Origin of the sequence: Bradyrhizobium sp. 23, assembly GCF_023073295.1 — a bacterium.
Classification (GTDB): domain Bacteria; phylum Pseudomonadota; class Alphaproteobacteria; order Rhizobiales; family Xanthobacteraceae; genus Bradyrhizobium; species Bradyrhizobium canariense_D.
This window is the reverse complement of the sequence record NZ_JADPJF010000064.1, coordinates 96328-114050: the sequence shown is the minus strand read 5'-3', so window position 1 is coordinate 114050 and position 17723 is coordinate 96328. Positions and strand designations below refer to the sequence as shown.

General features: G+C 64.1%; 19 protein-coding genes. 11 read left to right on the top strand and 8 right to left on the bottom strand.

Features of this window, described 5'->3' with window-relative positions:
* The 5 genes from IVB32_RS15580 to IVB32_RS15560 form a co-directional block, all read left to right on the top strand.
* Nucleotides 1-561, top strand: a 561-nt coding sequence (locus IVB32_RS15580; protein WP_247410700.1) for an aldolase/citrate lyase family protein, incomplete at its 5' end; no start/stop codon positions are given.
* Between the two features lie 62 nt (nucleotides 562-623).
* Nucleotides 624-1007, top strand: a complete 384-nt coding sequence (locus tag IVB32_RS15575; protein WP_247368142.1) for a cupin domain-containing protein — start codon at nucleotides 624-626, stop codon at nucleotides 1005-1007.
* 105 nt (nucleotides 1008-1112) lie between these two features.
* Nucleotides 1113-1880: an acyltransferase gene (locus IVB32_RS15570; protein ID WP_247368144.1), complete on the top strand. Its 768-nt coding sequence runs from the start codon at nucleotides 1113-1115 to the stop codon at nucleotides 1878-1880.
* A gap of 196 nt (nucleotides 1881-2076) precedes the next feature.
* Nucleotides 2077-2694: a 30S ribosomal protein S4 gene (gene rpsD / locus IVB32_RS15565; protein ID WP_204511654.1), complete on the top strand. Its 618-nt coding sequence runs from the start codon at nucleotides 2077-2079 to the stop codon at nucleotides 2692-2694.
* A gap of 90 nt (nucleotides 2695-2784) precedes the next feature.
* Complete coding sequence (locus IVB32_RS15560) at nucleotides 2785-3852, top strand: threonine aldolase family protein (RefSeq protein WP_247368146.1); 1068 nt, start codon at nucleotides 2785-2787, stop codon at nucleotides 3850-3852.
* Here the strand turns inward: IVB32_RS15560 and IVB32_RS15555 are convergent, their stop codons facing one another.
* The 4 genes from IVB32_RS15555 to grxD are packed head-to-tail and all read right to left on the bottom strand — an operon-like array spanning nucleotide 3853 to nucleotide 7331.
* Nucleotides 3853-5115 (bottom strand): serine hydrolase domain-containing protein, encoded by a 1263-nt coding sequence (locus IVB32_RS15555; protein WP_247410697.1) that lies wholly within the window; start codon nucleotides 5113-5115, stop codon nucleotides 3853-3855.
* 1 nt (nucleotide 5116) lies between these two features.
* Entirely contained in the window at nucleotides 5117-6403 is a 1287-nt protein-coding gene (locus IVB32_RS15550; protein WP_247368150.1) for a serine hydrolase domain-containing protein, read from the bottom strand.
* A gap of 46 nt (nucleotides 6404-6449) precedes the next feature.
* Complete coding sequence (locus tag IVB32_RS15545; RefSeq protein ID WP_018455537.1) at nucleotides 6450-7001, bottom strand: O-acetyl-ADP-ribose deacetylase; 552 nt, start codon at nucleotides 6999-7001, stop codon at nucleotides 6450-6452.
* Between the two features lie 3 nt (nucleotides 7002-7004).
* Nucleotides 7005-7331 carry a Grx4 family monothiol glutaredoxin gene (gene grxD / locus IVB32_RS15540; protein ID WP_007602294.1) on the bottom strand — a complete coding sequence of 109 codons (327 nt, stop codon included), beginning with the start codon at nucleotides 7329-7331 and terminating at the stop codon, nucleotides 7005-7007.
* A 240-nt stretch (nucleotides 7332-7571) separates the two neighbouring features.
* On the opposite strand from grxD, the gene egtB reads away from it, so the two are divergent.
* Nucleotides 7572-8864: an ergothioneine biosynthesis protein EgtB gene (egtB, locus tag IVB32_RS15535; RefSeq protein WP_162496424.1), complete on the top strand. Its 1293-nt coding sequence runs from the start codon at nucleotides 7572-7574 to the stop codon at nucleotides 8862-8864.
* Between the two features lie 52 nt (nucleotides 8865-8916).
* Nucleotides 8917-9888: an L-histidine N(alpha)-methyltransferase gene (egtD, locus tag IVB32_RS15530; protein ID WP_085384329.1), complete on the top strand. Its 972-nt coding sequence runs from the start codon at nucleotides 8917-8919 to the stop codon at nucleotides 9886-9888.
* Between the two features lie 25 nt (nucleotides 9889-9913).
* On the opposite strand, the gene IVB32_RS15525 is transcribed toward egtD, so the two are convergent.
* Both IVB32_RS15525 and IVB32_RS15520 read right to left on the bottom strand, forming a co-directional pair.
* A complete protein-coding gene (locus tag IVB32_RS15525) occupies nucleotides 9914-11107 on the bottom strand; it encodes a low temperature requirement protein A (RefSeq protein ID WP_026232969.1) in 1194 nt (397 codons plus the stop codon).
* 24 nt (nucleotides 11108-11131) lie between these two features.
* The gene (locus IVB32_RS15520; protein ID WP_007602284.1) at nucleotides 11132-11368 is read right to left on the bottom strand and encodes a BolA family transcriptional regulator; all 237 of its coding nucleotides are present in this window, start codon (nucleotides 11366-11368) and stop codon (nucleotides 11132-11134) included.
* A 210-nt stretch (nucleotides 11369-11578) separates the two neighbouring features.
* On the opposite strand from IVB32_RS15520, the gene IVB32_RS15515 reads away from it, so the two are divergent.
* Nucleotides 11579-11938 carry a DUF427 domain-containing protein gene (locus tag IVB32_RS15515; RefSeq protein ID WP_247297272.1) on the top strand — a complete coding sequence of 120 codons (360 nt, stop codon included), beginning with the start codon at nucleotides 11579-11581 and terminating at the stop codon, nucleotides 11936-11938.
* Nucleotides 11939-12113: 175 nt separating this feature from the next.
* On the opposite strand, the gene IVB32_RS15510 is transcribed toward IVB32_RS15515, so the two are convergent.
* Nucleotides 12114-12287 carry a DUF1328 domain-containing protein gene (locus IVB32_RS15510; protein WP_007602280.1) on the bottom strand — a complete coding sequence of 58 codons (174 nt, stop codon included), beginning with the start codon at nucleotides 12285-12287 and terminating at the stop codon, nucleotides 12114-12116.
* Nucleotides 12288-12477: 190 nt separating this feature from the next.
* On the opposite strand from IVB32_RS15510, the gene IVB32_RS15505 reads away from it, so the two are divergent.
* The gene (locus IVB32_RS15505) at nucleotides 12478-13656 is read left to right on the top strand and encodes an acyltransferase (protein WP_085349361.1); all 1179 of its coding nucleotides are present in this window, start codon (nucleotides 12478-12480) and stop codon (nucleotides 13654-13656) included.
* 101 nt (nucleotides 13657-13757) lie between these two features.
* Here IVB32_RS15505 and purL read toward each other — a convergent pair whose 3' ends face one another.
* Nucleotides 13758-15968 carry a phosphoribosylformylglycinamidine synthase subunit PurL gene (purL, locus tag IVB32_RS15500; RefSeq protein ID WP_247297271.1) on the bottom strand — a complete coding sequence of 737 codons (2211 nt, stop codon included), beginning with the start codon at nucleotides 15966-15968 and terminating at the stop codon, nucleotides 13758-13760.
* Between the two features lie 183 nt (nucleotides 15969-16151).
* Between purL and IVB32_RS15495 the strand changes: the two genes are divergently transcribed.
* Both IVB32_RS15495 and IVB32_RS15490 read left to right on the top strand, forming a co-directional pair.
* Complete coding sequence (locus IVB32_RS15495) at nucleotides 16152-16631, top strand: PaaI family thioesterase (protein ID WP_085384292.1); 480 nt, start codon at nucleotides 16152-16154, stop codon at nucleotides 16629-16631.
* Between the two features lie 75 nt (nucleotides 16632-16706).
* Complete coding sequence (locus tag IVB32_RS15490; RefSeq protein ID WP_247297270.1) at nucleotides 16707-17663, top strand: DMT family transporter; 957 nt, start codon at nucleotides 16707-16709, stop codon at nucleotides 17661-17663.
* Nucleotides 17664-17723: the final 60 nt, after the last annotated feature.

Genomic DNA, 17723 nt, shown 5'->3' with positions numbered 1-17723 from the left:
CCGCTGGTGCGGATCGCGGCGAACGAGCCATGGCTTGCGAAGGCGCCGATGGACATCGGCGCCTTCGGCATCAATTTCCCGATGATCACCAATCGCGCGGAGGCCGAGAAAGCGGTGCGCAGCGTGCGCTATCCGCCACGCGGAGATCGGCTCTGGGGTCCGTTCCATGCGCCATTCCGCTGGGGCCAATCGATGCCGGACTACATGGCCAGCGCCGACGACGAGATGATCTGCATGATCACGATCGAGCACGTCGACGCCGTCAACCGCATCGACGAGATCATGGCCACGCCCGGCATCGACGTCGCTGTGATCGGCCCCGGCGATCTCGCCACCTCCATCAACAAGCGCGGCCAGATGGACGATCCGGAATTGCTGGAGCTGGTGGCGCGGGCCGAGGCCGGCATCCTCAGAAGCGGTGTGCCGATCGGCGGCGTGGCGCGGACCGCAGATCAGGCCAACCAGCTGGTCGACCGCGGCTACCGCGCGATCGCGCTCGGCTTCGACTGGTCGCTATTCCAGCGCGGCATCATGGCAGCGTTCGAGGGGATCAAGCGCTAGCCATTGAGTCTTGCCGGGAACCGCGGCGCTGCTAGGCTCAGTCGTTCCAGGGAGGAAAAACCATGCTCAAAAAGACTTTGCTCGCTCTCGCCTTCACCGGCCTCGCTGTTGCGGCCTTCGCCCAGCAGCCCGGCATCAAGCGCACCCCGCTCCAGAAGGTCGAGTTTCCCGATGGCTACAACACCATCACGGCCATCGCGGAAGTCCCGGCGGGCGGCGCGGCCGGACGCCATACCCATCCGGGCGTCGAGACCGGCTACGTGCTCGAAGGCGAACTCAATCTCCTCATCGACGGGCAGCCGGAAAAGACGCTGAAAGCCGGCGATTCCTACCAGATCCCGGCGGGCGTCGTGCATGACGCCAAAGCCCACGGCGATAAGGCTATGAAAGTGCTTGGGGTTTATGTCGTCGACAAGACCAAGCCGCTGGCCTCGCCGGCGCCCTGATGCGGCGAACCGACCGGCCGCACGCGGGTTGGTTCGTGCTAGAGCAGGCGGCGAGCGGGAACCCCGCTCGCTGCACAAACTTTAATCAGGGGAAACCAAAGAGCGATGCGCGGGACGCCCAAGACCATTTCGCTGCCGCGTCTGCTGATTATCGACCTCATGCACGCCTCGATGGGCGTGCCCTTCGTGTCCCTGTCCCGTTCGCTCGATATTGGCCCTCTGCTGGAGGCCCGCGCGGGCGCGATGGCGCCAGCCGGCTGGGCCGCCATGTTCGTCAAGGCTTTTGCCCTCGTCGCCAGGGACGAGCCGGTCCTGCGTACCGTCTATGCCAAATGGCCCTGGCCGTCGCTTTACGAGCTGCCGAAGAGCGTGGCGTCGGTGGCCATTGCCCGGGTCGAGGGCGGCGAGGAATGCGTGATCCCGCAGCGAATCGCGGCGCCCGAGGCCATGACGCTGGCTGCGGTCGACGCCGAGATCCGGCACGCCAAGACCGCCCCGATCGACGAAATTCCCATGTTTCGCAAGATCATGCGGGCGACCCGCCTGCCGCTGCCGTTGCGGCGGCTGTCTTGGGCGATCGGGCTGAATTTCGGCCGGCAACGCGGCAACTGGTTCGGCAGCTTCGCGGTGAGCTCGGTGGCCGCCTATGGCGGTGGCGAGCTTCACCCGATCACGCCCGGCCCCTTCATCGTCAGCTATGGGGTGGTCGGGCCTGACCAGACCATCCATGTCGTGATCCGCTGGGATCACCGGGTCACCGACGCCGCCCCGATCGCCCGCGTCCTGACCCGGCTGGAACAGGTCCTGAACACTGAAATCGCTGCCGAATTGCGTGCGGCCGGGTCGAAGCCGATCCGGGCAGTCGGAACGTGATTCCGGGCCATTCGCATTGACAGCGAGCCCCAAATCCCCCTAAAAGCCGCTTGCTCGCGGGCCGATTTCGGCCCGCGAAGCGTTTCGCGACCCGTGGTCCTGTCCCTTAAGCTTTGGGATCGGACCTGTCAGTGCCGGGCTAGCCCGTCACACAGGAGGGCGCGTTTCCTCAAACCAAGTACCTGAAGAGGACGCGATGACTAAGCGCAGTGAGGCGAAGTACAAGCTCGATCGCCGTATGGGCCAGAACATCTGGGGCCGCCCAAAGAGCCCCGTGAACCGCCGCGAATACGGCCCCGGCCAGCACGGCCAACGCCGCAAGGGCAAGCTCTCCGACTTCGGCGTGCAGCTCCGCGCCAAGCAGAAGCTGAAGGGCTATTACGCCAACATCTCCGAGCGTCAGTTCCACAGCATCTACGTCGAGGCCAGCCGCCTCAAGGGTGACACCGGCGAGAACCTGATCGGCTTGCTCGAGCGCCGTCTCGACGCGGTTGTGTACCGCGCCAAGTTCGTCTCGACGATCTTCGCCGCGCGCCAGTTCATCAACCACGGCCACGTTAAGGTGAACGGCCGCAAGGTCAACATCTCGAGCTATCTGGTCAAGCTCGGCGACGTGATCGAGGTCAAGGAAGCCTCCAAGCAGCTCGCCCACGTCCTCGAAGCCAGCCAGCTCTCCGAGCGTGACACCCCCGACTATCTCGAAGTCGACCATGGCAAGATGACCGCGAAATACATTCGCATCCCGCACCTCTCCGACGTGCCGTTCCCGGTGCAGATGGAGCCGCATCTGGTCGTCGAATTCTATTCGCGCTAAGATCTGAATATCGAAAGGCCCCGGTTCGCCGGGGCCTTTTTTGCTTAAAGAGCCACACTTCAGTGGCCGTTTACCTTCAGGAGGCGTCGCATGCTCTTTACCCCTCCCCCGATCGATCCCAAGGCGCCGCCGGTGCGCATCAATCTGCTCTCGGATACGCAGACAAAGCCGACACCTGCGATGCGCGAGGCGATGGCGCGGGCGGAGGTCGGCGACGAGCAGGTCGGCGACGATCCGACCGTGAACGCCCTGTGCGAGCGCGTGGCCGAGCTGCTCGGCAAGGAAGCCGCGGTGTACATGCCGTCAGGCACGATGTGCAACGTCACAGCGACGCTGGTGCATTGCCGCCCCGGCGACGAGATCCTCGCCCATGAGAGCGCGCACATCATCGCGCGTGAAGGCGGCGCGCATGCCGCGGTCGGCGGCTTCCAGGTCACGCAGCTGAAGGGACCCGACGGCCAGTTCACGCCGGAGACCTTTCGCAGAGCGCTGCATCCGCGTACCCGCTACCAGCCGCCGCAGACGGTGGTCAGCGTCGAGCAGACCGCCAATATCGGCGGCGGTACGGTCTGGAAGAAGGCCGCGCTCGACGAGATCGTCGCGATCGCGAAACAACATGGCCTCGTCACCCACATGGACGGCGCGCGCCTGCTCAATGCCACAGTTGCGAGCGGCATCTCTCCGCGCGACATGACCGTGGGGTGGGATTCGGCCTGGATCGACTTTTCGAAGGGCTTGGGCGCGCCGATCGGAGGCGTGCTCGCGGGCTCGCGCGCCTTCATCGATGCGGTCTGGCAGTGGAAGCAGCGCCTCGGCGGCTCGATGCGACAGGCCGGAATCTGCGCGGCGGCTTGCATCTACGCGCTCGACCATCATGTCGATCGGCTCGCCGACGATCACGCCAACGCGCGCGCGCTCGCCCGCGGACTGTCGCAGATCGCAGGCATCGAGGTGCAGGAGCCCGAAACCAACCTGGTGTTCTTCAAGCCCGATGGTACCGGCATTCCCGGCGACAAGATGGTCGCGGCGCTGCGCCAGCGCGGCGTGACGCTTGCGATGATGGATGGCCGCATCCGCGCCTGCACGCATCTCGACGTCAATGCGAGCCAGGTCGAGGAGACGATCGGATATATCCGCGAGATCGTGCGCGGAGCGTAATCACCGCCCCGTCGCCTGGTAGATCAGCGTCTTCAGCGCCAGTTGAATCCGGCCGCGCTGCGTCGGGGTCTGCACCATGAAGATCCCGAACAGATCGTCCTCGGGATCGATGAAGAAGAACGTGCCGCCGACGCCGTCCCAGCGATATTCGCCAAGCGGCCACGTTGTTCCAGGAGGCACCGAGGTGCGCACGGCCAAGCCGAGGCCGAAGCCTGAAGACCCGCCCGGATAATAGTTCTGGTCGCGCGCGATCTTCGTCTCCGGACCGATATGATCCGAGGCCATCAGCGCAATGGTCTCCCGTTTGAGATAGCGTCGGCCGTCATAGGTGCCGCCATTCAGCAGCATCTGGGCGAAGCGGGCATAGTCGCCGATCGTACCGACCATGCCGCCGCCGCCCGATTCCCAGGTCGCAGGCCGCCTGATGTCGCGGATCTGCGTCGTCGGATTGATGTTGCTATCCTCCGGCATCGGCTCGGCGATGCGCGGGAATTTGGCGGGATCGGCGACGAAGAAAGCCGTCTCGGTCATGCCGAGCGGATCGAGCAGCCGCTCCTTCTCGAAGTGCAGCAGCGTCTTTCCCGCGATGATTTCGACGACGCGGCCGAGCACGTCGGTGGAATAGCCGTAATCCCACACCGTGCCGGGCTGCTCGACAAGCGGCAGCGTGGCGATCTTGGCGGCGAATTCGGCGTTGGTCAGATCGCTGTTGAAGAGATTGGCGTCCGCGTAGAGCTCGCGCACCATGCCGCCGCCGTAATAGCCGTAAGGCAGCCCCGAGGTGTGGCGCAGCAGATCCTTGATCGTGATGGGTCGCTCCAGCGGCTCCAGCACTAGGGCGACTTTGCCGTCCTCGGCCTTCTTCTCGATGCCGACCTTCATGCCGGCGAAGGCCGGAATGTATTTCGAGACGGGATCGTCGAGCGACAGCTTGCCCTCCTCAACCAGCATCATCGCCATGACTGAGGTAACCGGCTTCGACATCGAATAGAGGCGGAAGATCGTGTCCGCGCTCATCGATAACTCGGTCGCGACGTCGCGGACGCCGAAATTCTGATAATAGACCGGCTTGCCGTGCTGCTGAAGCAGCAGGATGGCTCCGGGGATCTTGCCGGTGGCGACCTCGTTGCGGATGTAGTCGGAAACCTTCGCCAGCCCCGCGGGCGAGAGCGTGTGGACGGCAGGTCTCTCGGAACCTGCCTTCGCAACGATGCCGCCGGCGAGAAGGACGAGCGCCGCGATCAATGCGCGGCGCCCGAACATGTCAATTCTCCATCGCTTCATAAACCAGCTGCTTCAATGTTCGCTGCACGCGCTGGCGCTCGGTCGGGGTCTGCTCCAGCAGCACGAAGAACATGTCCTGCTTGGGGTCGACCACGAAATAGCAGCCGGAGGCGCCATCCCATTTCAATTCGCCGAGATCGCCGGGCGGCGGCGGTTTTGCGTTGCCGCGGTCGGTGCGCACCGCAAGTCCGAGACCGAAACCAAAACCGTCGCCGGGGAAATAAAAATAATCGCGATCGACGCCCGACTTGGGGCCGATCTGGTCAGTCACCATCAGCTTGAACGTCTCGGGCTTGAGCATCGTCTTGCCGTCGAGATTGCCGCCCTGGAGCAGCATCTGCGTAAAGCGCTCATAATCGGCCATGGTCGTGACCATACCGCCGCTGGCGAACTGGATCTTCTTGACGACCGTCGGATCGTTGATCCGCCCGACCCGGAAATCGCTGTCGTTCGGGACCGGCTGCGCCAGCAGCTTCTGCTTCTCGGGATCGGTGACGAAGAAGCCGGTGTCGACCATGCCGAGCGGGTCGAGCAGCTTCTCCCGTTCGATCTCGATGAGCGGCTTGCCGGCCGCGACTTCCATGACCCGCGCCAGGATGTCGGTGGAATGGCCGTATTGCCACAGCGCGCCCGGCTGGTTGTGCAGCGGCAGTTTTGCGATGCGCTCGGCGAACTCCGCGAGGTCGAAATCGCCGGCATAGATGTTGGCGTCGCGATAGGCCTTGCGGACCAGGCTGTCGCCATAGAAGCCGTAGGTGACGCCCGAGGTGTGCGTCATCAAATCGCGCACCGTCATCGGCCGGTCGGGCGGCACGAGCTCGAGCGACTTGGTGCCGTCCTCGGCCTTCTTCTCGACGCCGACTTTCACATTGGCGAAGGAGGGAATGTATTTCGAGACGGGATCGTCGAGCTTGATCGTACCTTCCTCGATCAACTTCACTGCGACGACGGAAGTGATCGCCTTGCTCATCGAGAACAGGCGGAAGATCGTCTTGTCGGTGATCGGCGCCTTGCTGACCGCGTCCTGCACGCCGAAGACTTCGTGGTAGACGGGCTTGCCATGTTGCTTGATGAGGACGTTTGCCCCTGCGATCTTGCCGGTCGCGACCTCGTTCTTGAAGAACTCGGTGATCCTCGCGAGCTTGTCCGGATTGAAATGCGCGCCGGCCGGAATCTCGTAGGTGCCCTCCGCCCGCGCGAACGACATCGTACCCAACGATACAAGCGCGGCGCAGACCAGCGCGCGCAGTCCAGATTGTGAAATCATATCCCCTCCCCGGAACATGGCCCGGCGGAGTGTACCGACCACGTCATCAGGCACAAGGGCCGCCGTACCGCGCCAAAGCGTCCGCGTGCAGAGCCGCGCTCTTTTCCGAGAAACAGCAAAATATGACGTCGACGACCAACGGCGCGGCCGGCAGGGCCTCAATGGTCGCATGGACCGCAATCTTCGCGGCCTGGTCGGCTGGAAAGCCGTAAACCCCGGTCGAAATCGCGGAGAACGCCACGGAGGTCAGCTGATTGGCCCCGCAGAGCTCAAGCGCACGGCGATAACAGGAGCCCAGCGCCTCTGCCTCACCGCGAGTGCCGCCGTGCCAGACCGGACCGACTGCATGGATGACATGACGCGCAGGGAGAAGGTAGCCCTTCGTGATCTTGGCATCGCCGGTCGGGCATCCTCCGAGCTTCCGGCACGCGGCTAGAAGCTCGGGCCCGGCCGCCCGATGGATCGCGCCATCCACGCCGCCCCCACCCAGGAGCGACGTGTTGGCCGCGTTGACGATGGCGTCAACGCTCAGCGTGGTGATGTCAGCAACGATGACCTTGAGCTCCGCGCCGCCGATCCGGCGCGTCAGCTGGGTCACGTATCAGGCCGCGACAGCGACGCCCTTTTCGGAGAAGAGCTGCTGCAATTCACCGGCTTGGAACATCTCGCGGACAATGTCGCAGCCGCCGACGAACTCGCCCTTCACATAGAGCTGCGGAATGGTCGGCCAGTTCGAATAGTCCTTGATGCCGTTGCGCAGTTCGGCGGATTCGAGAACGTTGAGGCCCTTATAGCCGACGCCGATGTGGTCGAGGATCTGGACGACCTGGCCGGAGAACCCGCACTGCGGAAATTGCGGTGTGCCCTTCATGAACAGAACCACGTCGTTCGACTTCACTTCGTTGGCGATGAATTCCTCGATGCTCATATCCGTGTCCTTATGGGGCGGAGCCCACTCCAATTGCTTCGGGCTGGCTCCGCCGATCTAACCCGATACCTGGGTATATATGTAGCCCAAACCGTTGTGCATCCAAAGTAAAATGGCGGCGAGCTGCCTCTTGTGGACCGCTCTCGGCTGCACCGGCCCATTGCATGATGCCACGAATATCATCGTCAGGGAGGACTTTCATACCGTCACGGAGCCCCTATCTAGGACGAACCCGGCGTTTTGGAACCCGTCCACACCAACAACGTTCTCTTGTCCTGTCTGGAGAAAAACGTGACGAAACAAGCCTCCGCTCCGGCCCCCGCTCCGTCACTGTCGGTCGATTTGGGCGGCCTTGCCCAGAGGCTGGAAGACGCGTTTCTCGCCGTTCGCGACGAGACGGAGCGCCGGGCCGCGCCACTGTCGCCGGAGGACCAGCAGATCCAGTCCATGCCGGATGCGAGCCCGACGAAATGGCACAGGGCGCACACCACGTGGTTCTGGGAGCAGTTCGTGCTCGGCGAGCACTGTGCGGGCTACCGGCCCTTTCACCCTGACTTCGCCTTCCTGTTCAATTCCTATTACGTCAGCGCCGGTCCGCGCCATTCCCGCAATCACCGCGGCGACATCACCCGTCCGAGCGCCGATCAGGTCGGCGCTTATCGAAAACATGTCGACGCTGCCGTCGTGAAATTCTTCCGCGACGCCGGCGAGGACAAGCTTCGCGAGATCGCGCCGCTGGTCGAGGTCGGCCTCAATCACGAGCAGCAACATCAGGAATTGATGTTCACCGACATCCTGCACGCCTTCGCGCAGAACCCGATCCCGCCGGCCTATGATCCGGACTGGCGCTTCCCGGCCGCGACGCCGGCCAGCGAGGATTGGCTGACGCTGAACGAAGGCATCCACACCGTCGGTCACGTCGATGATAGTTTTCATTTCGACAACGAGAAGCCGGCGCACCGCGCCCTCGTCGGCCCGGTCAAGCTCGCACGCAATCTCGTCACCAATCGCGAATGGCTCGCCTTCATGCGTGACGGGGGCTACCGGACCGCAACGCTGTGGCTGATGGACGGTTTTGCGGCCGTGAACAACGAGGGCTGGGACTGCCCCGGTCATTGGCGCGAGATCGACGGCCAATGGCATGTGATGACGCTGGCCGGCCTCAAGCCGGTCGATCCCGACGCGCCCGTCTGCCACGTCAGCTATTACGAGGCTGACGCCTTTGCGCGCTGGGCCGGAAAACATCTGCCGACCGAGATGGAATGGGAGGTCGCGGCCCGCTCGGGCCAGCTCAACGATGCCTTCGGCATCGTCTGGCAGTGGACGCGATCGTCCTACTCGCCCTATCCCGGCTATCGCGCGATCGAAGGCGCGCTCGGCGAATACAACGGCAAGTTCATGGTCAACCAGCTGGTGCTGCGCGGCTCTTCGCTTGCAACTCCGGAGGGGCACAGCCGTATCACCTATCGCAACTTCTTCTATCCGCACCACCGCTGGCAATTCACGGGACTGCGGCTCGCCGACTACGAGTAAAATTCTCATCCGACGACAAATGCGCGCCGGACAGCGCGTTCAGGAGAGTATCATGAATGTGCACGCTAGCGCCTTGGCCGAAGCCCATCTTCCCGACGAACAGACCACCGCCTTTGCCCGCGAGGCCATCGAGGACCTGTCGCAGCAGCCTAAAAAGCTGTCGCCGAAATATTTCTACGATGCGGCCGGATCTGAATTGTTCGAGGCCATCACGCGGCTGCCGGAATATTACCCGACGCGCACGGAGCTAGCGATCCTGAAGGAGCGCGGCAGCGAGATCGCGAAAATCATTCCGGAGCACGCGGCCCTCGTCGAATTCGGCGCAGGCGCGACCACAAAGGTCCGCCTGCTGCTCAACCACTGCAAGTTCGCGGCCTATGTGCCCGTCGACATCTCCGGCGACTTCCTGACGGCGCAGGCAAACGGACTGAAGCGGGATTTTCCGTCACTCGGCATCTACCCGGTGGCGGCCGACTTCACCACGCCGTTCGAGCTGCCCAAGGCGGTGGCGACCATGCCCAAGGTCGGGTTCTTCCCAGGCTCGACCATCGGCAATTTCGAACCGCATGAAGCGCAGGCCTTCCTGAAGAGCGCACGCGCCATTCTGGGCCGCGGCGCGCAGATGATCATCGGCGCCGATCTCGAGAAGGAGGAGCGCCTGCTCCACGACGCCTATAACGATGCCGCCGGCGTCACCGCTCGCTTCAATCTCAATGTGCTGGTGCGGATCAACCGCGAGCTCGGCGGCAATTTCGACCTTTCCGCCTTCACCCATCGCGCGATCTACAATCGCGAGCGGCACCGCATCGAGATGCACCTGATCAGCAAGAAGAGCCAGACCGTGCGCCTGCTCGGCACCAGCTTTTCGTTCCGCGCCGGCGAGAGCATCCACACCGAGAACAGCTACAAATACAGCATCGAGCGCTTCGCGACGCTGGCGCAAGGCGCGGGTTGGCGGGTGCGCGAGAGCTGGACGGATGCGGCGAAGATGTTCTCAGTGCACGCGCTGGAGGTGGCGGAGTAAGCGCTCCGGCGCCAATGGCGGCGGCTCAATGCTCCTCGGCTTCTTCCGGCGTCGATCCCAGCGAAACCGACTCCCATACCGCAACAACGATCATGATCACCGTCGCGGCGACCGACAGCCATAGCGGCGACAGTTCGGCGGCAAACCACCACAGTGCCGCGAGCGCGATGATGCCAATCCCGTGCGAGAGCTGGAGGAAGCCGCGGATCGCGTGCTTGAACAGGATGGTGCCGACCAGGAACAGCAGCGGCCCGCCGATCGTGCTCACGATGATCCTGACATCTGAATGCCCCACCGGATGCTTCAGCACGAGTTCGTCGGAGACCGCGGTCAGGATGATGCCGGCGACGATCGGCATATGCAGGTAGGTGTAGGCGAGCCGCGCCAAGCGGCCGGATTCGGCGGATCTCGAGATGCGCTCGGCTCCGGCCTCGGCGCCCTTGTGGAAATAGACCCACCACATCGCGATGCTGCCGACCAGCGCGGAGACGAAGGCCGAAATGTTGTCAGCGGTCCAGTCAAGCTCGGCAAACGTCGCACCGTTGACGACAACGGCCTCGCCAAGCGCGATGATGACGAACAGCGAGCAGCGCTCGGCCATGTGGCCGCCTTCGACGGCCCAGGCCTCGACCGACGAGAAGCCCAGCTTGGGGATCCAGAAGCGCACCGCCGGCGAGACATATTCGATCGTCAGCGCCACAATCCAGAACCATAGCCGCGCCTCGTCATGGGCGAGGCCGCCGAGGATCCAGAAGATCGCGGAGACCGAGAGCCACGTCAGGATGCGGATCGCATTGTGCCGGACCGCAGTTCGATGCCGCGGCGTTGCAAACATCCAGAAGGCGGTGCGCCCGACCTGCATCGTTGCGTAAGCGATCGCAAACCACAGGCCCCGCCCCTCGAAGGCGGTCGGGATCGTCGTCGACAGCACGAGGCCGCCCAGCATCATCAGGAAGAGCAGGATCCGGACCGGCGTCAGCTCGGGATCGAGCCAGTTGGTGACCCAGGCGGTGTAGACCCACACCCACCATACCGCGAGAAACAGCACCGCGACGTGCACGGCACCGAGCGGCGTGAAATGGTGCAGCAGTGTGTGCGAGACCTGCGTGATCGCGAAAACGAAGACCAGGTCGAAGAACAGCTCGGCATTGGTGACGCGGCTGTGCTGGTTTGGCAGGATGACGCGAAACATCGCGCCGCGCGGATTGTCCGCAGCCATCGTCATCCCCCCGTCACGATCAGATCAAGCGCCCGGCACCCCGGTTTGCAGCGCCAGCGCATGCAGCACGCCGCCCATTTGGCCGCGGAGGGACTGATAGACGATCTGGTGCTGCTGGACGCGGGACTTGCCGCGGAAGGTCTCCGAGATCACGGTCGCGGCATAGTGATCGCCGTCCCCGGCGAGGTCACGGATGGTCACCTCGGCATCGGGGATCGCCGCCTTGATCATCGCCTCGATATCGTGGGCGTCCATTGGCATTCGGGTCGTGCTCCTGTCTCGGCTGCAATCAGTCTTGTCGTCGAATCGCTGCCGGGGTCCGGTTCTACAAAGCCAACCTTCCGGCGCGGCCAAACTTAGCGTGAACGGCCTTCTACGTCACGCCTTCCGGCACTATATCGGTGATCCGATCTGGATAAAGCCACGACAAAGTGCCGCGCGCGGCAGAGTGATCGAAAAAGGCGTGAAATCATGAAGCTTCCAGGGCCCGACCACCCCATCACCATCACCCCAAATCCCCGGCGCGTCCGCGTCACAGCCGGCGATATCGTGATCGCCGAGACCACCAAAGCGCTGACGCTGAAAGAGGCGAAATATCCGGCGGTGCAATATGTGCCGCGGCAGGACGCCAACATGGCGCTGCTAGAGCGCACCGACCGCGTCACCCACTGCCCCTACAAGGGGGATGCGAGCTATTACAGCGTCAAGGCGGACGGCAAGACACTGGACAACGCGATCTGGACCTATGAGGCCCCCTTTCCCGCGATGACCGAGATTTCGAGCCATCTCGCCTTCTATCCGGACAAGGTGAAGATCGAGGAATTGGGGTAGCTGCTTCCGTCATGGCCGGGCTCGTCCCGGCCATCCACGTTTTTGGGCAATCGCGGATACAGAACAACGTCGATGCCCGGGACCCGGCTCCGCCGAGGCTTCGCCGGGCTATAGGTGTTGGGCCGGCGAAGCTTCAAGCCCGGGCATGACGACTGTGTGCGTGGGCAGCGCCCCGCTACGCCCTGAATATCGTCAGCCCCAGGATCAGCAGCACCAGGAAGATCGCGACGAACACGTAGAACAGGAAGCGGGCGATGTCGGCGGAGGCGGCCGAGATGCCGGTGAAGCCGAGCACGCCGGCTACGATCGAGACAAGTAAGAAGATCAGTGCCCATTTCAGGATCGTCATCGCCAGCTCCGAAATTGTACCGCCTGCCGCGGTCCTCAGGCCCTTTTGGCGAACGCTAACTTCGTCGCAGGGAACTGGTTCCTGGCGGTCTCAGGGACCCGCGGGCGTCCCAAACGACCCTTGCTGAATCCGGTTCCCGGCGGCAAAGTCCGGGCGGGACCGAAGCGCGACCGGGGCGGCCACGATGACGATGTCACATTCAGCGACGATCGGGGCAGAGGCGCACGCGGCGCCGAGGGCCAAGGCGCGCAATCTGTCGCTCGATCGCGCCCGCACCTTCCTGACGCTGGTGGTGCTGCTGCACCACGCCGTGATTCCCTACACCTATTTCGGGCACACCGATCCGGCGTCCTGGGCCGGTTTCGACGTGGTCGTGCTGGCCACCGACAGCTTCTTCATGGCAATGTTCTTCTTCCTGTCGGGACTGTTCACCTGGCCGGGCATCGCGCGCAAGGCGCCGTCAGTTTTTCTCCGCGACCGCCTGTTGCGGCTCGGGCTGCCGTTCGCGATCGCGGCGTTCACCGTCATCCCGCTCGCCTATTACGCGATCGCGCTGCGGCACGATCCCGGGCTGAGCTTCACGGCGTTCTGGTGGAAGACGATCACGGTTGGCCCGTGGCCGAGCGGCCCGATCTGGTTCGTGTGGGTGCTGCTGGCATTCGACCTGACCGCGAGCCTGCTCTACCGGGTCTCCGCGCGTCTGGTCGACCCGGGCAACCGGGTGTCGCTGCGCGGATTCGACCAGCCGGCCGTATTCTGGCTGCTGCTCGTCGTCGTCACGGCAATCGCCTACGTGCCGGCGCTGCTCTATTTCGGCGGCAGCAAATGGTTCGAGCTCGGGCCGTTCTCGGTGCAGGCGAGCCGCATCCTGCTCTACTTCGCCTATTTCTTTATCGGCGTCAGCGTTGGAGCGGCCAACTTCGATCGCGGCATCCTCAGCGCCGGCGGGCAGTTGCCGAAACAGCGCTGGCTGTGGGTGATCGCCACGCTGATCGCCTACTGCCTGATGTGGGGCATGATCTACATCAAGCGCGAGATCCTCGGCAATCCCGACCCACAACCGCACTGGTATCAGGCGATCTACGGTACGTTCTTCGTGCTGTTCTCAGGCTCGATCCTGCTCGCGATTCTCGCGTTCTTCCTGCACCAGAAGTCGCCGGGCCCGAACCTGCTCGACCGCATGCAGGCGGATGCCTACGGCATCTTCCTGGTGCACTACCCGATCGCGTTGTGGATCCAGTACGCGTTGTTCGACTACAGCCTGCCGGCGATCGTGAAGGCTGCGATCGGCTTCGTGCTTACGGTGATCCTGAGCTGGGGTCTGACGGCGGCCTTACGGAAGATTCCGGGAGCGTCGCACGTGTTGTGAGGCGCGATACCCGTAGCCCGGATGAGCGTAGCGATATCCGGGAAACCTCACGACAAAGACCCGGATATCGCTTCGCTCAACCGGGCTACCGGTTCAGCCCCTCAGGCTGCCTTCCCGCCCATATATTCCGGCAGCCAGCGCTCGAACGAGGTCCGCAGCGCCTCGATCGTTACAGGCGCCTCGCCCGCGATCGCGATCGCGTCGCCGCCGGTGGTGCCGATCCGCACGCAGGGCACCTCGCAGCCGCGCATCTTGGCGAGCACGCGGCCGGCCTCGGTTTCAGGCACGGTGACGAGATAGCGCGCCTGGTCCTCGCCGAACCAATAGGCCTGAGGCACCAAGGAGGTCGGCGCCGCGAGCAGTTTGGCGCCGATGCCGCCCGCCATCGCCATCTCGGCCAGCGCAATCAGCAGGCCCCCGTCGGACAGATCGTGCACGGCGGTCGCGGTGCCCGCATGGATCATGCCGCGCACGCAGTCGCCGTTGCGCTTCTCAGCCGCGAGGTCGACCGGCGGCGGCGCGCCCTCCTCGCGACCGCAGATGTCGCGCAAGTAAACGGACTGGCCGAGCCAGCCATGAGTCTCGCCGATCAGGAGGATCGCCTCGCCTTCGGCCTTGAAGGCGAGCGACGCGGACTTGGTGAAATCATCGAGCAGGCCGACGCCGCCGATCGAGGGCGTCGGCAAGATCGCGCGGCCGTTGGTCTCGTTGTAGAGCGAGACGTTGCCGGACACGACCGGGAAGTCGAGCGTACGGCAGGCTTCCGAGATGCCCTTCAGGCAGCCGACGAACTGGCCCATGATCTCGGGCCGCTCAGGATTGCCGAAATTGAGATTGTCGGTGATCGCAAGCGGCTTGCCGCCAACCGCGGTGATGTTGCGCCAGGCTTCCGCCACCGCCTGCTTGCCGCCTTCAAACGGATCGGCCTCGCAATAGCGCGGCGTCACGTCGACGGTCAGCGCCAAGCCCTTCGGGCCGTCCTGCACGCGCACCACCGCGGCATCGCCGCCGGGACGCTGCATGGTGTTGCCGAGAATGACGTGGTCGTACTGCTCCCAGACCCAGCGCTTGCTGCACATATCGGGCGTGCCGATCAGCTTTTCGAGCGCGGCACCGAGACCCATCGGCGCCGCCACCTCGCGCGCATGCACGACCGGCAGCGCGGCGGAGGGGACATGCGGGCGATCATAGAGCGGCGCCTCGTCGCCGAGCTCCTTGATCGGCAAATCGGCCATGACGTCACCGCCATGCTTGACCACGAAGCGCTTGCTCGGCGTGGTGTAGCCGACCACGGCGAAATCGAGGCCCCACTTCTTGAAGATCGCCTCGGCCTCTTTCTCCTTCTCGGGCTTGAGCACCATGAGCATGCGCTCCTGGCTCTCCGAGAGCATCATCTCGTAGGCGCTCATGCCGAGCTCGCGCGTCGGCACCGCGTCGAGATCGAGATCGACGCCGAGGTCGCCCTTGGCGCCCATCTCCACCGCCGAACAGGTCAGGCCCGCCGCGCCCATGTCCTGGATCGCGATGACGCAGCCCTTCTCCATGATCTCGAGACAAGCCTCTAACAGCAGCTTTTCGGCAAAGGGATCGCCGACCTGCACGGTCGGACGCTTCTCTTCGGACTTGTCGTCGAACTCGGCCGAGGCCATCGAGGCGCCGTGGATGCCGTCGCGGCCGGTCTTGGAGCCGAGATAGACGATCGGCATGTTCACGCCGGAGGCGGCGGCATAGAAGATCTTGTCGGTATCGGCGAGGCCGACCGCCATCGCGTTGACGAGAATGTTGCCGTCATAGCGGGTGTGGAAACGGACCTGGCCGCCGACCGTCGGCACGCCGAACGAGTTGCCGTAGCCGCCGACGCCAGCGACGACACCGGAGACGAGATGCCGCGTCCTGGCATGCTCCGGTGCGCCAAAGCTCAGCGCGTTGAGGCAGGCGATCGGCCGCGCGCCCATGGTGAAAACGTCGCGCAAGATGCCACCGACACCGGTGGTCGCGCCCTGGTAAGGCTCGATGTAGCTCGGGTGGTTGTGGCTCTCCATCTTGAAGACCACGGCCTGGCCGTCGCCGATGTCGATCACGCCGGCATTCTCGCCCGGGCCCTGGATCACCCAGGGCGCCTTGGTCGGCAAGCCCTTGAGATGGAGGCGCGAGGATTTGTACGAGCAGTGCTCGTTCCACATCGCCGAGAAGATGCCGAGCTCGGTGAAGGTCGGCTCCCGCCCGATCAGCTTGAGAATGCGCTCATACTCGTCGGGCTTGAGCCCGTGGGCGGCAATCAGCTCGGGGGTGATCTTGGGTTCGTTCTTCATGGAATTTGGGCTTTCGACGGCGGTTGGCCGTTCTTAGGAACATCGGACGGCTTGGAAAAGCCCTTTATGGCGCATTTTCCCGCTGTCCCACGTTTTGCGGCCGGGGGCTGCGGGAACAGGAATTGCACAGCGCGGACAGATCGGATTTAAGGACAAAAGACCCGCAATTGAAGGCCCATTTCCTTGCATGAATTGACCAAAGCGCCCCCGCCTCGCCGCCCCGACCTCCACGTCGCCACCGATGGGGAATTCCAGGGCTGGCGAACCTGGATTCGTGACAGTTTTGAGAGCCATATCGGCCCGTTCTGGCACAAGATCGAGGACGACGGCAGCGTCCGCTCGGCGTTCCGGGTCGAGAAAAAGCACCTCAACGGCTCCGGAAACGTCCATGGCGGCTGCTTCATGGCGTTTGCCGACTATTGCCTGTTCGCGATCGCCACCCACGAACTGGATGGGCCGGCGGTGACCACCAATTTCGCCTGCGACTTCCTCGACGCGGCGCGCGAAGGCGAGTTGATCGAATGCGTCGGCGAGGTCTCCCGCGCCGGCGGCTCGCTGATCTTCCTGCGCGGCAAGCTGATATCGGGCGGGCGGCCTCTCTTCACCTTCTCCGGTACGATCAAGCGGGTGAAGCGGAAGCCGGCACCGCAGCCAAACGCATAGCTCGCCGCCTTCCCTTTTGGCGCCCCCTCGCCCAGACTTGTGTCCAGCGCTGTCGCGCCGGGGAGCAACATCAAGGTGCCGCAGAGCACATCGCCGACGGGGCGGGCCACAGTCTCGCAATTGCCGTCCATGCCCGCCACAGGCGCGCGCAACTGGCGCGACTATGCGCTGCTGTTCGCGCTGGCCTGCTGCTGGAGTTCAACCTATCCGCTGGCGAAGCTCGCGCTGGATACGATCCCGCCCGTGACCTTCATCTCGGCGCGCTCGCTGATCGCGGCCGCCTTCCTGTTCGCGATCCTGTGGATGCGCGGCGTCAGGATCCCGACCGACGCCAAGGCGTGGAAGTTGTTCGCCACCCAGCAATTGATCAACTCGACCTTTCCGTTCCTGATCATCACCTGGTCGCAGCAATATGTGCCGGCGTCGAACACGGTGGTGCTGGCCTCGACCACGCCGATCTTCGCCTTCCTGATCACCTCGCTGATCACGCGTCACGAACCGGCAACGCTGTTGAAGCTCTTGGGCGCGCTCCTCGGCCTCGCCGGCACAATCGTCATCGTGGGCCTGGATGCGCTGCGCGGCTTCGGCAACGAGATCGTGGCCGAGATCGCCATCCTGCTCGCCACCATCTCGTTCGCCTGCGCCACGATCTTCGGCCTGCGGCTGTCCGAATACGATCCGATGGTGGTGGCAGCCGGCTCGCTGCTGTTCGGCGGCCTCGTGCTGCTGCCGCCTTCGCTGATCGTCGACCAGCCCTGGACGCTGCACCCGACGCCGACCGCGATCACAGCCACCATTGTCATGGGCATAGTCTCCAGCGCGTTGGGGCTGATGCTGTTCTACATGTGCCTGGGACGGCTCGGCACGCTGACGACGAACGCGCAAGGCTATTTGCGCATCCCGATCGGCGTCGGCCTCTCCGTGCTGCTGCTCGGCGAGAGCGTGCCCTCGAACCTGGCGCTGGGACTGGTGCTGGTCATGGCGGGCGTCGCCGCGATGACGGTGCCGACGGAGCGGTTGAAGCTGCGGTGACCCGTTGCTTCCGCCGTTCGGCACGAGGCGCTCAATGCGGCTTGCGCAACAATCCGCTCG

Bases quoted from the DNA above. Each gene is read 5' to 3' on its own strand.
- IVB32_RS15555 (WP_247410697.1), bottom strand. From the start codon at position 5,115: ATGTTCGGGCGCCGCGCATTGATCGCGGCGCTCGTCCTTCTCGCCGGC.
- IVB32_RS15520 (WP_007602284.1), bottom strand. From the start codon at position 11,368: ATGCCAATGGACGCCCACGATATCGAGGCGATGATCAAGGCGGCGATC.
- IVB32_RS15575 (WP_247368142.1), top strand. From the start codon at position 624: ATGCTCAAAAAGACTTTGCTCGCTCTCGCCTTCACCGGCCTCGCTGTT.
- IVB32_RS15510 (WP_007602280.1), bottom strand. From the start codon at position 12,287: ATGACGATCCTGAAATGGGCACTGATCTTCTTACTTGTCTCGATCGTA.
- IVB32_RS15550 (WP_247368150.1), bottom strand. From the start codon at position 6,403: ATGATTTCACAATCTGGACTGCGCGCGCTGGTCTGCGCCGCGCTTGTA.
- IVB32_RS15525 (WP_026232969.1), bottom strand. From the start codon at position 11,107: ATGGCTGCGGACAATCCGCGCGGCGCGATGTTTCGCGTCATCCTGCCA.
- grxD (WP_007602294.1), bottom strand. From the start codon at position 7,331: ATGAGCATCGAGGAATTCATCGCCAACGAAGTGAAGTCGAACGACGTG.
- IVB32_RS15515 (WP_247297272.1), top strand. From the start codon at position 11,579: ATGAAGCTTCCAGGGCCCGACCACCCCATCACCATCACCCCAAATCCC.
- egtD (WP_085384329.1), top strand. From the start codon at position 8,917: ATGAATGTGCACGCTAGCGCCTTGGCCGAAGCCCATCTTCCCGACGAA.
- rpsD (WP_204511654.1), top strand. From the start codon at position 2,077: ATGACTAAGCGCAGTGAGGCGAAGTACAAGCTCGATCGCCGTATGGGC.
- IVB32_RS15560 (WP_247368146.1), top strand. From the start codon at position 2,785: ATGCTCTTTACCCCTCCCCCGATCGATCCCAAGGCGCCGCCGGTGCGC.
- IVB32_RS15505 (WP_085349361.1), top strand. From the start codon at position 12,478: ATGTCACATTCAGCGACGATCGGGGCAGAGGCGCACGCGGCGCCGAGG.
- IVB32_RS15570 (WP_247368144.1), top strand. From the start codon at position 1,113: ATGCGCGGGACGCCCAAGACCATTTCGCTGCCGCGTCTGCTGATTATC.
- purL (WP_247297271.1), bottom strand. From the start codon at position 15,968: ATGAAGAACGAACCCAAGATCACCCCCGAGCTGATTGCCGCCCACGGG.